A 14638-nucleotide genomic window follows, 5' to 3' on the forward strand; every position below is an offset into this window, starting at 1 on the left:
CTCACCCGTTCAAGCTGCCCAGCAAGATCCAAACGAGAGGCCCTAGACGCTCCAGGCGAGGCGGAACAGCTCGGCGCGCTCCTCGGGGGACTTCTCCGCGTAGTGGGTCTGTTCGTGACGCCGGGTCACCACTGTCGTGTCGACGATCGCGTCACCGACCAGTCGGCGGGCCAGCGAGGACTTGTCGAGCACGTCGATCACGGCGCCGATGTCGTGCGGCAGCACGGTGACCGGCGAAGCCGCGCGCTGCTGTTCGGTCAGCGCTCCCGGGTCGTCGGCGACCTCCGCCGGCAGCGGTGCCCGCGTCGTGATGCCCTCCAGGGCGAGTGCGAGTACGGCGGCCGAGGCGGTGTAGACGTTGGCGGACGGGTCGATGATCTTCACCTCGACGTTCGCCCCGTGCGGGTTGCCGGGACCGTCCCGCAGGAACCGCACGGCGGCTTCACGGTTCTCCAGGCCCCAGCAGGCGTGGGCCCCTGACCACAGGCCGGGCGCCAGACGCTCGCCGGAGAGGACCGAGCCGGTCAGGAGCCCCTGGACGTCGGGCAGCCCGCGTACGACACCGCCGACGGCCGCGCCGCCTTCGGCCGTCATGCCGTGCGGCCCGTCGCCGCCGCCGAACAGGCTCCTCCCGTCACGGGTGAGCGAGAAGTGCTGGTGAGCGCCGTTGCCGAGGCCGCCAGGAAAGGGGACGGGGGAGAACGACGCCCGCAGGCCGTGGCGCCGGGCGGCCCGGCCGACCAGCGTCTTGGCCAGCACCGCGGCGTCGGCCGCCGCGACCGGTGCGACCGGGGGGAGGGAGAACTCGAACTGGTTGCGGCCGTACTCGCAGTGCACCTGTTCCGTACCGATGCCGGCGGCAGCCGTCGCGTCGAGCAGATCGGCGAGGAAGCCCTCGCGGTCCAGCAGGCCGGTGACGCCGTACGGCACCCAGGAGGTGTCCTCCAGTGCCGAGCCGTCCGGCGCGACCAGGACGAATTCCAGCTCGTGTCCGACGCGCGCCTCAAGACCGGCGTTCGCGAGCCGGAGCTCGACGGCGCGCAGCAGTCCGCGAGCGCAGCGCGGGTCTCGTTCGCCCGACTGCGCGAAGAAGTCCGCCGGCCCCCAGGCCAGGCCACCGCCCAGATCGCGCAGCCCGTCGAGGTCCAGTCGCAGCCGCATGTCCCCGACCGCGCCGATCGCATCGGTGCACGCGATGTCCCCGTCGGCACAGAACACGTGCCAGACTCCCGCCGCACCCATACCGTTCCGGTGGAAGGCGCCCAGGCGTGCGACCGGGACGCTCTTGGCCAGGGTGAGGCCCGCCGAGTTGACGGCCGTCCCGATGACGGTCCGTACACCCGCTTGCGCGAGTTCATCATGTAATACGGTGATACGAGTGCTGTCGGAGCTTCGTGACGGTTCGTTCATGAGCTGCATCATGCACCTCCGCGGCACCGGGCATACGCGATCGGCGAGGTCTCGGCGCATGAACCGGCCCGTGCGGAGGTAGGGATCTCGGCTGATGAGCAGGGTCCGGTGGGGGCGACCCGAAGGAGGGGTTGGGACGATGGCGTTGATCATCAGCAGCGAGTGGGCCGGCCGGGGGCGGGACGCCGGGTGAGCGCGCCGGATCCGTACGGGGCCACGACGGTTCCGGGCCAGGAGGCCGAGCGGTTCGTGACGGCCTCGGCTGTGCTGACGGGGTTCGACGCCGCCGAACTCGCCGCGACCGGCATGGCCGAGACCTACCGGGAGTTCGTGGCCCGGCGGGTGGAACCACCCCTCTACGCACGGCTGGTGGACCGGCTGGCCGGTGCCACGGCCGATGCGCACACGGCGCTGGGCCGCGATGTGGAGCTGGGTGAGCTCGCGCGGGCCGTGTGCCACCTCTGGTACCTGGGGGAGTGGCCGGGGCTGGTGAACGATGACGGCGGGGCGGTGCCCTGCCTGGTGTCGGGGCGGGCCTACGCCCGTGGGCTGGTCTGGCGCAGCTTCGGAGGCGAAGCGCCCGGCACGGGACGTCCCGGCTACGGCACGTGGGCCGGTTCTCCGGCCGGAGTGACAGGGGGCGGGGGCCGTTGACCGGCGGTGAGGACTTCGACGTGATCGTGGTCGGCGCGGGTGTCGCGGGATCGCTGGTGGCGCGGCAGTTGGGGGATCGCGGCTGGCGCGTCCTGGTCCTGGAGGCGGGTCTGGGCGGGGCGCCCGAGGCGGACGCGGAACGGTTCCGGTCCGCGCCGGCGAAGGTCCCCGGCGCGGCGATCGCGGACAATCCCCTGGTGCCGTCACCCGACGTACTGGACTTCGGTGGCCGGGCCGGTGGTGGGTACCGGGCCGACGGATACTTCGTCCAGAACGGCCGACTGCCGTACGCGAGCGGCTATCTCCGGGTGAACGGCGGTACGGGCACCGCGTGGACGGGGCTGGCCCCGCGGATGCATCCGGAGGACTTCCGCACCTCGGACTTCGGGTACGGCCGTGACTGGCCGATCGGTTACGAGGAGCTGGAACCGTACTACCGTGCCGCGGAGCACGAGTTGGGTGTCGCGGGCGATCCGGTGGAACAGCGCGACCTGGTCGGTCTGCCGCTCGCGGACAGCTACGCCTTCGCGCACCGCCCCTTACCCGCGAGCCACCTGGACCGGCTCATGGCCGAGCGGCTCGACGGGCGGAAGGTCACCGATCCCTCGTATCCGCACCGGGTCGAACTGCGGGTCGTCGGGACGCCCCAGGCACGCAACAGCGAGGCCACCGAGGAGCATGGCGCTGTCTGCGAGGGCAGCGCCAGTTGTATCCCCATCTGCCCCACGGGGGCGAAGTACACCCCGCTGCGGACACAGCGACGCTGGGGACCGGGCGTCACCCTCCTCACCCGCGCGGTGGCCGGCCGCCTGCTGGCGGACCCGGCGGGCCGGATCACCGGAGTCGAGTACCAGCGCTACGACGACCCCGCCCGGTCTTCCTCGGCCACCGGGCACGTGGCGCGGGGGACCACGGTCGTGCTGGCCGCGCACGCGATCGAGAACGCCCGGCTCCTGCTCTCCTCCGGCCTGGCCAACTCCAGTGATCAGGTGGGCCGGAATCTGATGGACCACCCCGTCCTGCTCACCTGGGGCCTCATGCGGGAGCGGACGGGCCCTTACCGCGGGCCCGGCTCGACCTCCGGTCTGGAGGGATTCCGGTTCGGTCCCGCCCGCACCGCTCGCGCCCCTTTCCGTGTCGAGATCGGCAACTGGGGCTGGACCTGGGCCGTGGGCCCGCCCGGCCACGAAGTCGCCGCCCTCCTGCGCCGTGGGAATCCGGCGGCCACGGGGACGCGGGAGCAGGGCCGGGGGCTGTTCGGCGCGGAGCTGCGGCAGGCCGTCGGAGACCGGGTCGGACGGCAGTTCGCCCTGCAGTTCGAGATGGAGCAGAGCGCCGATCCCGCCAACCGCGTGACGCTCGACCCCCACCAGCGTGACCTGCTGGGCAATCCGCGCCCTGTTCTGACCTATGACCTGTCCGACCACGTGAAGCGGGGCATCGTCGCGGCCAAGGCCGTGTCCGACGAGATCTTCGCGCTTCTCGGGGCGGAAGATCACAGCCGGTACGAGTCGGGGCCGTCCCAGCCCGGGTGGTTCGAGTACGGCGGCCGGTCCTACGCCTACCGCGGCGCGGGCCACGGCGCCGGTACGCACATCATGGGCGAGCGCCCCGCCGACTCCGTCGTCGACTCCTGGCAGCGCGCCTGGGACCACCCCAACCTCTATGTGGTGGGCTGCGGCAGCATGCCCTCCCTCGGTACGTCCAACCCGACTCTCACCATGGCCGCGATCACCCTGCGCAGTGCCGAGCGGATCCATCGCGATCTGTCCGCGGAGCGCATCACGATCCGCTCGCCGGCCCCCGGGAACGCCCCCGGCCACGCCACTCCAGAGGAGACAGACGCCCCATGACCGACGACCTCTCCCTGCCGCCCGTCGCCGCCCCGTACCAACTGCCCTTCCACTACGGGGCCCTGCACAACATCGGCCTCGACTACCTCGTCGATCCCGCCCCGGTGCGCAAGGCGCTGGCCGAACATCATCCGGACCTGAGCGCCGCCGACTTCGACGGCCGGGCCTGCGTCACCCTCAACTACCAGCTCTACTTCGCCCAGTACCCGAATGGCGGCGGCATCACCCAGGAGATCGAGTACAGCATCGTCGCGTACCCCACCGCCGGCGCCGACCGCCTCGCCCGCCTGACGTACGAGCAGTACGCCCACGGCCACGACCAGACCAAACTGCTCGGCATCGCCCGGCTGCATGTGCTGTGCGACAACCCGCTGGCCATCGAGGCCGGTACGAAACTCTTCGGAGAGCCGAAGTACCCCGCCTGGTTCGAGACGACCCTGCCCTCGCTCAACGGCCCGGCAGGCGACATCTGGACCGTCGCCTGCAAGCAGGCCACACACGCTCCCTCGGCCCCGGCCGTGGACCGCCAGGACCGGCCTCTCCTCTCCTTCCGGGCCGACCTGACCGGGCTGTCCCGTACCCCCGTCAACAACACGCCCATCACCGGGTACGGCACCGACCCCGCCGGTCGGCCACTGGCCGGTCCCATGAACGTCTACCAGCCCTACCAGTACGTTGCCCTGGCCGGCGCGGCAGAGCGTGCGGAGCTCACCGTTCACGACCGTACCTCTCCCGTCGGCGCCGACCTGACCGCCCACATCGGCACGGCCCCCGCCGCCGGGGCGTGGACGTACCAGTCGGCCCCCGTAGCCGCCCACAACCGCCCCTACTACGTGCCACGCGTGCGCTGAGCCTCGGATTTCCGCGAGCGAACCGGCCGCCCCGGCACTTCCTCGGATGTCGGGGCGGTGTCCTTCAGGAACTTGCCGAAGCCATGGGGCTTGTGTGTTTTGGTCACAGTCACTTCTCCTGGGGGGATGGTCGATGTGGCGGGGAATCCACAGGCATGCCCATGACGTTATGTGCGTGAACGGTCACGGCGCGTGCGGGTGGTACGCGGTCCGCGCGCGAAGCGCGCCACGGTCCACGCAGTGCGCCCAGGCGCACGTCCATGCTGGTCCTGTGGTCCGACGAGGTCTTCGTGGCCGAGGTCCACCCCCCCCATGGCCGGTCGGTCCTACTTGGACTCGACCCGTCCGAGCGGGGCCGGATCGCGAGTCAGCGCGTCACGCGCCGCCTGCCAGGCACCGTCCCCGGGGTGGAGCTCCGTGCGGAGGTAGGCCCAGGTGAGCCGCTGGACCGCGGCCACGCGCTCCGGGTTCTCGTCCGTGGTCTCGGCGACGTCGTATCCGGAGACCCCGCCGAGCCCGTGCTCCGCGTCGAACAGGGTGAGCAGGGACTTGGGGCCCGGGGAGAGGGAGTAGGGGTCGGCGTGCCAGTCCGGGCCGCGAACGGTCAGGTGGGTGGAGGCGTCCTTGTCACCGGCGACCACGAGCGTGGGTGTCGTCATCCCGGAGAAGTCCGTGGTCAGGAAGGAGAGATACGCCGCCGCGGACTCGCTGAGGGCGTCGCCTCCTCTGCCGGGCGCGGCGAGCAGTACCCCCGCCTTGATGCGGGGCTCGCTCAGGTTCACCTCCGTCCCGTCGTCCGGATCGGTGAGCCGGGCGCCCAGCAGCAGGCTCGCGGTGTGCCCGCCCATCGAGTGCCCGGCCACGGCGACCCTGCTGTGGTCCAAGCGCCCGAGGAGCTGGGGTACGGCCGCCTCGATCGCGTCGAGCCGGTCGAGGACGCGCTTCATGTCCTCGGCCCGTGACCGCCAGTACAGCGGCGCCCCGGGGGTACCGGGATCCAGGTTCAGCGTCGTGGAGCTCAGATGGGTGGGCTGGATCACGACGAAGCCGTGCGCGGCCCAGAAGTTGACGAGGGGGGCGTAGCCGTTCAGTGAGGAGAGGTTGTTCGAGGGGCCCTGTCCGTGCGAGAGCAGGATGACCGGCAGGCCCGTCCCGGTCACGGGCGCGGAGACCCGGACCTCCAGGTCCACGGCTCGGTCGGGGGTCGGCAGCACCACCGGGGCGACGGAGAGGACGGGCGTGGGCGGGCCGAAGATGTCGGCCGCGTAAGTCGATTCACTCATGATGCGCACTTCCCTTGACTGGCCTCGGTTGACGGTTTCGGTCACACCGAAAGCGGAACGCTGTTCCGATTACGATACGGATCAACGTTCCGCTTTGTCAACGGCCGTGGGGCAACGGCCGTGGGTCAGGGGTTGTGGGCCAACGACTGTGGGCCAACGACTGTGGGAGAGGGCGGGCGGGCGGACTCCTCGACCGCGCCGGGCGCATGGGCACGTCGTACAGGGCGTGCCCATGCCGTCGGGCGAGGTGGGGCGAGGTGGGTTACGGAAGCGGGTCCGCGCCCGCGAGGGTGATGACCTGGCGCAGGCCCGCGGGGCGTTCCTCCACCGGGAGGTGGTCCACGAAGTGGACCGCGCAGCCGAGTTCGGCCGCGCCGCCGTCCGCGTCCCGGTCGTCGCCGACCATCAGGACGTCGTGCGGATCCTGGCCCAACTCCTCGCAGGCGGTCCTGAAGAGGCGGACGTCGGGCTTCTGGATGCCGTGTTCGTAACTGAGCACGTACGCGTCCACGAGGGCGTCGAGGCCGTGGGCGCGGAAGACGGGGCGCAGGTCCCAGCCGATGTTGCTCACCACCGCGACGCCGATGCCGGCACGCCGCAGCGTGCCCAGTACCTCGGCCGCGTCCGCGTAGGGGCGCCAGGCGTCCGGCGTCATGTGGCGGTCGTAGAGCGCGTCGTACAGGTCGGGGCTGGGCAGTTCCACCTGCCGGGCGACTCCGGTGTACGCGGCGCGGTGGCGTTCGGCGCTCTCGTCGCGGGTCGCCCACAGCTCGGCCAGATCCGGCGGCACTTCCTGCGGGGAGGGCAGTCCGGGCAGCGCGCCCACCACGGCCAGCCGCATCGCGTATCGCCGTACCTCGATGGGGGATACGGCGACACCCGCCTCGTCGAGCACGGCGCGCAGCCATGAACTCGCGGATTCGATACGGAAGAGGGTCCCGGAAAAGTCGAAGAGCACAGCCTTGAAGGTCATGTACCCGATCCTTCCCGCGTCACGGCTCCCTGGACAAGGTCACGCGCCTGAACAGCGCGATCGAGAGCGTGACGAGGGCGCCACCGAGCAGCCAGCCGCCCAGAACGTCCGAACTCCAGTGCACGCCCAGCCACAATCGGGTGATTCCCACGCCGGCGACCGACACCGCCGCGACCGCCACGGCCGCGCGCCAGGGCCACCGGCCCACGCCGTGGCGCCACATCAGCCACAGCAGCAGCCCGCACGTCACCGTGGCCGTCATGGCGTGTCCCGAGGGGTACGCGGCGAAATGCGCGGAGTCGACCGGGTCGGGCCACTGCGGGCGCTCCCGCCCCACGGCCCACTTCAGCCCCTGGGAGACGGCCGCCCCCAGCGCGCTCGCCGCCGCCACCCACAGCGCGAGCAGCCGCTCGCCGCGCAGCCACACCGCCACCACGGCCACCGCCGTCAGCAGCCGCATCGCCCAGGGGTCCCAGATCCAGTCGGTGAGCAGCCGGTTGGCCCGGGTGAGCCCCGGTTCGGCCACCGCCGGGCGGTGCAGTCCCTCCGCGACCGTCCGGTCGAACGCGATCAGGGGCCCCCACCGCGCGGCGACGAGCGCCGTCAGCAGCCCGGCGGCGACGGTGAGCAGCGCGGCCGTACGGCCGGGTCCCAGCCGCCGTGTCCTGCGTGGGCGCGGCGAGGGCGGGGGAGCGGACGGGGAAGGGGAGGGGGTCTGGGCTGCGGAGGTCGGCGGGGGGTGCATACGGTGATCCTCGCTGACGGAGTCCCCGCCGGGCCACCCGGCGGGGACTCCGGAGGTCATCCGAGCGCGCGCAGCGCCGGTACGAAGGCGATCAGCAGCGGGACGACCGGCACCAGCGAAGCGGCCGCCGTCAGCCGCAGCCGGCGCGCCGCGGTCAGCCGGGGAACGGGTGTCAGCAGCCGGTTCACCCGCTGCGGCACCTGTGCGTCCGCAGTGGTGCCGGGGCCGAACACTCCCCGGTCCTCGTTGAGTTCTACCAGGGCGAGGGCGATCGTCAGTCGGCCGAAGCGCCGTGAGGCGACATCGTCCGCGGCCAACTCGACCAGCCGGTGCATCTCGTCGCGGAACGCGGCGAAGACCGGGATCTGCGGGAAGCCGTTCGCGAGCGCCCCCGAGCAGTGCAGCAGCCAGTCGTGCCGCGCCCGCGCGTGGCCCTGCTCATGGGCGAGCACGGCATCGAGCTGGCGGCCCTTCAGGCGGCGCAACGCGGCCGTGGTGATGACCAGTTGGGGCGCCGTACCGGGCAGCCACCAGGCCCCGGGACGCTCGCCCTCCAGCACCACGAGCGGTTCACCGCCGGGCTCCTCGCCGGGCAGCACCGGGGCGCGTACGAGGAGTTCCCTGCGGCGCTGCCGGCGCCTGCTGCGGGCCCGGTGGATCTCGCGGGTGAGCATCGCCACCGTCCACAGACCACCGCCCGCCAGCAGGACGGCGAGCACGGCGGACCAGGGCCGGTTCGGACCGAAGGCGTACGCCTCCACCACGCCGCTCGGCGCGGGCGCGAAGACATGGCCCCGCACGGCCAGCCAGGCGGCTGCGGCGCTGAAGACCATGGAGAGCGCGAAACTCAGCAGGACGGCCGCCACGACGCACTGCCAGACCCACAGCGCCACCACGGGCTCACGCTCCGGCCATTCGGCGCGGGACAGAATCCGCGGCGCGACAACTGCGGCCAGTCCACCGATCAGCAGCAGCGCCAAGGAGACCATCATGGCGCCCAGAGTATGAGGGTCGTGCCACCCAGGGGTATGACCTTGACCGGCAAGTGACCTACGACACGTTTCGCGGCCGGTCCGGGCGATCACAGGGAATCGGAGAGAACCGGCCGAAATCAGAGCGTGAGCAGCATCGTCAGCATCGCGATCCCCATGGACAGCCGGCAGGCCGGCACCAACTCCGTCCGGTCTGCCCAGCCGACGGCCCCCGAACCGCCGGGCCCCGGACCGGCGACCGCACCGGTCACGGAACCCGTCACGGAACCCGTCACGGAACCGGGAACGGCACCCCGGACAGGCCCGGACGCGGGCCCGGACAGGGCGGGCAGCGGCAGCAGCCGGGCGCCCGCCCACAGCACGTAACCGGCGTAGTAGATCAGCAGCGCGGCGGTGACCAGCGGCGTCCCCGCCGCTGTGTGCGCGGCGCCCGGCCCGCCCGTCACGGTGGCCATGGAGCCCGCCATGTAGACCATCGCGAGCATGCCCAGCAGATGGTGCACCTGGTGCGCCGAGCCGCGGTCCACGACGAGCGCGCGCAGCGCCGCCCCGCCGAAGACCGCCGCGTACCCCAGCCAGACCCAGCGCGGCGGTGTCACCACCGTGGCGGGCACGGCCATCGCCGCCATCCCGAGCCCCATCAGCGCCTCACCGCCCACCGGACCGTGCCGGGCCGTGCCGCCGGCCCGCAGCCGGAGCAGGCAGTACCCCCCGGCCGTCGCGCAGAGCGCGACGAGCAGCCATCCGGCCGTCGCTGATCCGTGCACCGCGCACCTCCCCCGTTCCGTGGTGTCGGCGAAGTGATGCCCGGCGCGGCGGGTGCGCAGACACGCGCAGAGGGACACGGGGGGGCGCGCGGACCCGGTGGGGAGATGGCGGGGATGACGGAGGGGGAGCCGGCGGCGGAGGGGGACGCGTACCGCGCCGCGCCCCCCTCGTACCAGCCGTACGGTGGCCGCCGTACGGCTACCGCTCCACCGGATCGGGGCGGGCGCACCTGCTCGCCACCCGCAGCGCCCTGTCCTCCCGCGCCGCGTCGAGGAGCGTCAGCATGATGTCCAGGACGTGCCGCGCCATCTCGGCGGACGCCCGGTGCGGGCGGCCCTCGGCGAGCGCCCACGCCAGATCCGCGAGCCCCGTGCCGCGCCCGGCCCCGGCGTACCCCGCCGAGACCGGCAGGGTCTCCCACTCCCCGCCCGGCCGGTGGAGTTCGACGGGTCCGTCGAAGCCGTTCGGGTCCGGTAGGGAGAGAGAGCCGCCCGTGCCGTACACCTCGATGCGGGGGAGTCGCGCGGCGTGGATGTCGAAGCTCATCACCAGCGTGGTGAGCGCGCCGTTCGCGTGCTGGAGCACCCCGCTGACATGGGTGTCCACCTCGACGCCGAACCGCTCGCCGGCCCGTGGCCCGCTGCCGATCTCCCGTTCGGCGCGGGGCCGGGAGGCCGCGCCGGTCACCTTCACGACCGGGCCCAGGAGATGGACGAGCGCGGAGAGGTAGTACGGGCCCATGTCGAGCAGCGGCCCGCCGCCGGGCCGGTAGTAGAACTCGGGCGCCGGGTGCCAGCGTTCGTGTCCCGCCGTGGTCATGAAGGCCGTCGCGGCGACCGGGGCGCCGATCAGCCCGTCGTCGACCGCCTTGCGCGCCGTCTGGACCCCCGTACCCAGAACGGTGTCGGGCGCGCAGCCCAGACGCGACCCGCCCGCGTCCGCGGCGGCGGCGAGCAGCGCGTCGGCCTCCTCCCGGGTGGTGGCGAACGGTTTCTCCCCGTAGACGTGCTTGCCCGCGGCGAGCGCCGTCAGGGCGACGTCCGCGTGGGCCGCCGGGATCGTCAGGTTGAGTACGGCGTCGACATCGTCCCTGGCGGCCAGTTCGGCGGCGGAGCGGGCGACGGCCGCCCCCGGCACCCGGGCCGCGACGGCGGCGGCACGGGCGGGATCGAGATCGGTGACGGCGGTGAGCGTCACGTTCTCCAGCCGCTCCAGGGTGTCCAGATAGGCGCCGCTGATCGTGCCCGCGCCCACCATGCCGATCCTCAGCGGCTCGCCCACAGCAGTCCCCTCTCGGTGAGTGTCCGTACCTCGGGTACGTCGAAATCGTCCGGCTTGTGGCCGACGGCCGAGACGAAGACCCGTCCCGCGCCCCAGTTCCTGGTCCACACGGCGGGCATGGTGACCGGCCGCGAGCGCTCCTCGTCCGCGGCGAACCCGACCGTGGCGAGCACGTCGATCAGGGGATCGGTGGCCAGCCAGTACTTCTCCGTGTGGACCCGGAAGGCGCCGAGGCCCGCCATGACCGGGTGGTCGGCGCGCTCCCCGACCGGGGTGATCTCGTGGTCGGAGAAGCCGGCCGGGTGCATCAGGAACTGGCCGCCGGTCAGAAGCTGGTAGCCGAGGTCCCCGCGGAAGGAGTCGACGATCCCGCCGTGCCAGCCGGCCAGCCCGGTCCCGGCGCGCACGGCGGCGGCGAGTCCCGCGCTCTGCTCCCCGGTGAGCTCGCCCATCGTCCAGCACTGGACGATCAGATCGGTGGCGGCGAGCAGTTCGGCGTCGGCGTAGACGTCCAGGGTGCCGGAGATCCGTACGTCGTAGCCGTGGGCGCGCAGGAAGGGCAGGAACAGCTCCGTGATCTCCACGGGGCGGTGTCCCTCCCAGCCGCCCCGGACGACCAGAGCCCGTCGTGCGTCGGATGTCTCGGGTGTCACAGTCGTTGCACACTCCCATCGGTGTCGCGGGCCCGTCGGTGGTACGGGGCGGGGCGATACGTCCGAACCGGCCCGTACCGCCGCCCCCTCGGACCCCGTTGTGCCCATCCGTACCCGCGTTAGGCTGCTCCTGCCCCCCACCGGCCCACCGGCCCACCGGCCGTCCGCGAGGAGACCGCGCACCATGGACACCGTCCCGAGCCCCGTCGGAGCGCTCACCTACCGCGACGCCACGGCGGCCGACGCCGAGGCGCTGGTGGCGCTCATCGAGTCGGCCTACCGAGGCGACAGCAGCCGCACGGGGTGGACGACGGAGGCGGACCTCCTGGAAGGGCAGCGGACCGACCGGGAAGGGGTGCTCGCGGTGATCGAGGCGCCCGGCAGCCGGCTGCTGGCCGTCGAGCGGGACGGCGGGCTGATCGCCTGCTGCCAGCTCGAACACCGCGGGGAGGCGGCCTACTTCGGCATGTTCGCCGTGTCGCCGGGGGCGCAGGGCGGCGGGCTCGGCCGGCTGGTCATCACGGAGGCGGAGCGCACGACCCGCGCGACCTGGGGCGTGCGGGAGATGCACATGACGGTGATCTCGCTGCGCGAGGACCTGGTCGCCTGGTACGAGCGGCGCGGCTACCGCCGTACGGGAAAGCGGTTCCCCTTCCCGTACGGCGACGAGCGCTTCGGCATCCCGCTCCGGGCCGACCTGGAGTTCGAGCTGCTGGTCAAGCCACTGACCGAGCCGTAATGGCTCCCCGCGGGACCCGCGCCGTGCTCAGGCGGTGAAGCGGCCGGTGCGCCGGATCTCCGGGTGGTCGGTGGTCACGGCGTTCAGCTCGAACGCGCGCGCGAGCCGGAGCTGCTCCTGCGTGTTCACCACCCAGCCGATGACGCCGAGACCCCGCCCGTGCGCGCGCTCCACGACCTCCAGGGTCAGCCTGCGCAGGTTCAGGGCGAGCGAGGCGGCGCCCACCGCCGTCGCCCGCTCCACCACGTCCTCGCCCCAGCGGCTGGCGATCAGCACCGTCCGTACGCCCGGCACCAGCGCGGCGATCTCGGCGACCGCCTCGTCGTGGAACGACGACACCTCGACGCGCTCCACGAGGCCGCGCTCCCGCATCACCCGGGCCAGCGCGCGGGCCGCCGCCACGTCCTTGATCTCGGCCTGGAGCGGCGACCGTACGGCGTCCAGGACCTCCTCGAAGACCGGGACGCGCTCGCCGTCGCCCGCGTCCAGCTCCCGCAGCTCGGCGAGCGTCCGCTCGGCGATCGCGCCCGTTCCGTCGGTCGTACGGTCCACTTCCGTGTCGTGCATGACGACGAGGGCGCCGTCCTTGCTCAGATGCAGATCGAGCTCGATGGCGTCCATACCGGCACGCTCCGCGTGTGCGAAGGAGCGCAGGGTGTTCTCCGGTTCGACACCCATCACTCCACGATGACCGATGATCTGGAAAGTCAAGACAGTCTCACTTTCGTCGACAGCGGCTCCCGCGCGCAGCCTAGAGGTGATGGGCGGTCCTGGCTCCCCCCGCCGTCCCCATGCCGGGTGAGGTTTCCGGAGCTACGCTGAATCAAGGCGTCAAACCCTGAAACCACAGGAAAATCAGCGGTGACCAAGGGGTATCGGCAGGACGATTTGTTTGATCTTCGCTTGTGGTGGAGATCAGGACACCTATACAGTTCCTTGACTGTCTTGACGCCAAGATATTCTGCGGAGGAAGTGACATGACGGAAATCCTTGTGCAGGACACCCCTGGGCCCGGCATAAATGACGCCGACCGCGTGATCGCGCACCCGGCGTGGCCTCAACTCAAGAGTGCCGTCGAGGAGATCCGCCCCTGGCAGTCCCCGGACGGCTCGATCGACCTCGACGCCGAGGGCGCCCCGGCGCGCGCGCTCGTCGAGGGGACACTCGATCGGGTGATCGCCGCGGTTGAGCAGCTCTCCCCGCTGCTCCCGCACGACGCCGCCTACCACGCGGCCCTCGTTTCCGACCTGCGTCAATGGGCCGACGACGGCTTCGCGGTCCCGGACTTCCTGGACTCGCTGCTCGCCTTCCGGCCGGCCGCCGACCGCACGGACGGCCGCCAGCACCTCGCCGTCTTCCCCATGTACACGCAGAATGGCAACCCGGACCGTAACCTCGAAGCGGTCGTGCTCCGCATGGTCTGGCCCGAGTGGCTCGCCGAACTGGAGCACACGCGCTACGACAACCCGCTCTTCTGCGGCATCACCTTCGAGGACTTCACCGCCGGGTACGACACCAACTCAGCGGTGTTCTTCCCCGAGACCATCGCCGTGCGCGAGGCCCCCGAGCGGTTCACCTGGGGCGGGATCTTCTGCGACCGCGAGGCCGCCCGCTTCCGCCGGGTCATCGACGCGGCCGTCGACACCCTCGGAGTCGACCTGCCCGACGACATCCGCGCGCTCGTCGCCGACCAGGACCGCTGTCAGCAGGCGTTCGTGCTCTGGGACATGGTCCACGACCGCACCCACAGCCACGGCGACCTGCCCTTCGACCCCTTCATGATCAAGCAGCGCCAGCCGTTCTGGATGTACGGCCTGGAAGAGCTGCGCTGCGACCTCACCGCCTTCCGCGAGGCCGTACGGCTGGAGGCGGACGGCTTCCCTCAGGGCCGCGACGTCCAGTACGCCGTCCTCTTCGACCGGCTGTTCCGCTTCCCCGTCACCGGCGCGCGCGAGCGCAACTACGACGGTCTCGGCGGCCAGCTCCTCTTCGCCTACCTCCACCGGCACGACGTGGTGCGCTGGACGGACAACACCCTGCGCATCGACTGGGAGCGGGCGCCCCAGGTCACCAACCAGCTCTGCGCCGAGATCGAGGAGCTCTACCGGGCGGGGATCGACCGGCCGAAGCTGGTGCACTGGTTCGCGGCGTACGAGCTGGTCTCGACGTATCTCGCCCCGCACCCCGGATCCCGCTGGGCCAAGGGCCCCGACGCCCTGGACCTCTCGCAGCCGCCCAGGAAACTCGTGGACGACGTGCTTCCCGACGAGTTTCCGCTGAGCATGTTCTACGAGGCGCTCGCCAAGAAGCTCAAGCACGTGATCGCCTCGACCCGGGGTATCACCGCGGAAACCCCTGAACCCACCGACACCGCCGGAACCGCCGGAACCACCACGGCGACAGCGGCGACCGACCGGACGGCGGCATGAGCGCGCC

At 72.0% G+C, this 14638-nt stretch carries 14 protein-coding genes; 5 read left to right on the forward strand and 9 right to left on the reverse strand.

The genetic code is table 11. The features are described from left to right. Positions 1-42: 42 nt before the first annotated feature. Positions 43-1410 (reverse strand): glutamine synthetase, encoded by a 1368-nt coding sequence (locus ACIBJC_RS05585; RefSeq protein ID WP_399288311.1) that lies wholly within the window; start codon positions 1408-1410, stop codon positions 43-45. Positions 1411-1599: 189 nt separating this feature from the next. On the opposite strand from ACIBJC_RS05585, the gene ACIBJC_RS05590 reads away from it, so the two are divergent. Genes ACIBJC_RS05590 through ACIBJC_RS05600 form a run of 3 tightly spaced genes read left to right on the forward strand, consistent with a single transcriptional unit; the run spans position 1600 to position 4768 of the window. Then, entirely contained in the window at positions 1600-2064 is a 465-nt protein-coding gene (locus ACIBJC_RS05590; RefSeq protein WP_399288313.1) for a hypothetical protein, read from the forward strand. After that, positions 2061-3917, forward strand: coding sequence for a GMC family oxidoreductase (locus ACIBJC_RS05595; protein WP_399288316.1), 1857 nt, complete (start codon positions 2061-2063; stop codon positions 3915-3917). The genes ACIBJC_RS05590 and ACIBJC_RS05595 overlap by 4 nt, the downstream gene beginning before the upstream one ends. Next, the gene (locus tag ACIBJC_RS05600; protein WP_399288318.1) at positions 3914-4768 is read left to right on the forward strand and encodes a hypothetical protein; all 855 of its coding nucleotides are present in this window, start codon (positions 3914-3916) and stop codon (positions 4766-4768) included. The genes ACIBJC_RS05595 and ACIBJC_RS05600 overlap by 4 nt, the downstream gene beginning before the upstream one ends. Before the next feature lie 326 nt (positions 4769-5094). Here ACIBJC_RS05600 and ACIBJC_RS05605 read toward each other — a convergent pair whose 3' ends face one another. From ACIBJC_RS05605 to ACIBJC_RS05635, 7 genes are all read right to left on the reverse strand, one after another. Continuing rightward, positions 5095-6051 (reverse strand): alpha/beta hydrolase family protein, encoded by a 957-nt coding sequence (locus ACIBJC_RS05605; RefSeq protein WP_399288322.1) that lies wholly within the window; start codon positions 6049-6051, stop codon positions 5095-5097. Between the two features lie 262 nt (positions 6052-6313). After that, positions 6314-7024: an HAD family hydrolase gene (locus ACIBJC_RS05610; RefSeq protein ID WP_399288325.1), complete on the reverse strand. Its 711-nt coding sequence runs from the start codon at positions 7022-7024 to the stop codon at positions 6314-6316. A 19-nt stretch (positions 7025-7043) separates the two neighbouring features. Further along, on the reverse strand, positions 7044-7769 hold the full coding sequence (locus ACIBJC_RS05615; protein WP_399288328.1) for a phosphatase PAP2 family protein: 726 nt from the start codon (positions 7767-7769) through the stop codon (positions 7044-7046). A gap of 56 nt (positions 7770-7825) precedes the next feature. After that, positions 7826-8761, reverse strand: a complete 936-nt coding sequence (locus tag ACIBJC_RS05620) for a M56 family metallopeptidase (RefSeq protein WP_399288331.1) — start codon at positions 8759-8761, stop codon at positions 7826-7828. A 119-nt stretch (positions 8762-8880) separates the two neighbouring features. Then, positions 8881-9528 carry a DUF5134 domain-containing protein gene (locus tag ACIBJC_RS05625; protein ID WP_399288334.1) on the reverse strand — a complete coding sequence of 216 codons (648 nt, stop codon included), beginning with the start codon at positions 9526-9528 and terminating at the stop codon, positions 8881-8883. Positions 9529-9727: 199 nt separating this feature from the next. Continuing rightward, entirely contained in the window at positions 9728-10810 is a 1083-nt protein-coding gene (locus ACIBJC_RS05630; RefSeq protein WP_399288337.1) for a Gfo/Idh/MocA family protein, read from the reverse strand. Continuing rightward, entirely contained in the window at positions 10795-11463 is a 669-nt protein-coding gene (locus ACIBJC_RS05635) for a ThuA domain-containing protein (protein ID WP_399288340.1), read from the reverse strand. Before ACIBJC_RS05635 ends, ACIBJC_RS05630 begins: the two co-directional genes overlap by 16 nt. Before the next feature lie 184 nt (positions 11464-11647). Here ACIBJC_RS05635 and ACIBJC_RS05640 point away from each other — a divergent pair, with 184 nt between their 5' ends. After that, complete coding sequence (locus ACIBJC_RS05640; protein WP_399288343.1) at positions 11648-12202, forward strand: GNAT family N-acetyltransferase; 555 nt, start codon at positions 11648-11650, stop codon at positions 12200-12202. Positions 12203-12229: 27 nt separating this feature from the next. Here ACIBJC_RS05640 and ACIBJC_RS05645 read toward each other — a convergent pair whose 3' ends face one another. Next, on the reverse strand, positions 12230-12913 hold the full coding sequence (locus tag ACIBJC_RS05645; RefSeq protein WP_399288346.1) for a glycerophosphodiester phosphodiesterase: 684 nt from the start codon (positions 12911-12913) through the stop codon (positions 12230-12232). A 266-nt stretch (positions 12914-13179) separates the two neighbouring features. Here ACIBJC_RS05645 and ACIBJC_RS05650 point away from each other — a divergent pair, with 266 nt between their 5' ends. Then, on the forward strand, positions 13180-14631 hold the full coding sequence (locus ACIBJC_RS05650) for a DUF6421 family protein (RefSeq protein ID WP_399288349.1): 1452 nt from the start codon (positions 13180-13182) through the stop codon (positions 14629-14631). Positions 14632-14638: the final 7 nt, after the last annotated feature.

The organism is Streptomyces sp. NPDC050509 (assembly GCF_044457965.1).
GTDB lineage: Bacteria > Actinomycetota > Actinomycetes > Streptomycetales > Streptomycetaceae > Streptomyces.

What these genes read in the sequence shown, in the direction of transcription:
- ACIBJC_RS05585 (WP_399288311.1), bottom strand. Translation starts at nt 1,410, where the DNA reads ATGAACGAACCGTCACGAAGCTCCGACAGCACTCGTATCACCGTATTA.
- ACIBJC_RS05600 (WP_399288318.1), top strand. Translation starts at nt 3,914, where the DNA reads ATGACCGACGACCTCTCCCTGCCGCCCGTCGCCGCCCCGTACCAACTG.
- ACIBJC_RS05650 (WP_399288349.1), top strand. Translation starts at nt 13,180, where the DNA reads ATGACGGAAATCCTTGTGCAGGACACCCCTGGGCCCGGCATAAATGAC.
- ACIBJC_RS05615 (WP_399288328.1), bottom strand. Translation starts at nt 7,769, where the DNA reads ATGCACCCCCCGCCGACCTCCGCAGCCCAGACCCCCTCCCCTTCCCCG.
- ACIBJC_RS05640 (WP_399288343.1), top strand. Translation starts at nt 11,648, where the DNA reads ATGGACACCGTCCCGAGCCCCGTCGGAGCGCTCACCTACCGCGACGCC.
- ACIBJC_RS05620 (WP_399288331.1), bottom strand. Translation starts at nt 8,761, where the DNA reads ATGATGGTCTCCTTGGCGCTGCTGCTGATCGGTGGACTGGCCGCAGTT.
- ACIBJC_RS05605 (WP_399288322.1), bottom strand. Translation starts at nt 6,051, where the DNA reads ATGAGTGAATCGACTTACGCGGCCGACATCTTCGGCCCGCCCACGCCC.
- ACIBJC_RS05610 (WP_399288325.1), bottom strand. Translation starts at nt 7,024, where the DNA reads ATGACCTTCAAGGCTGTGCTCTTCGACTTTTCCGGGACCCTCTTCCGT.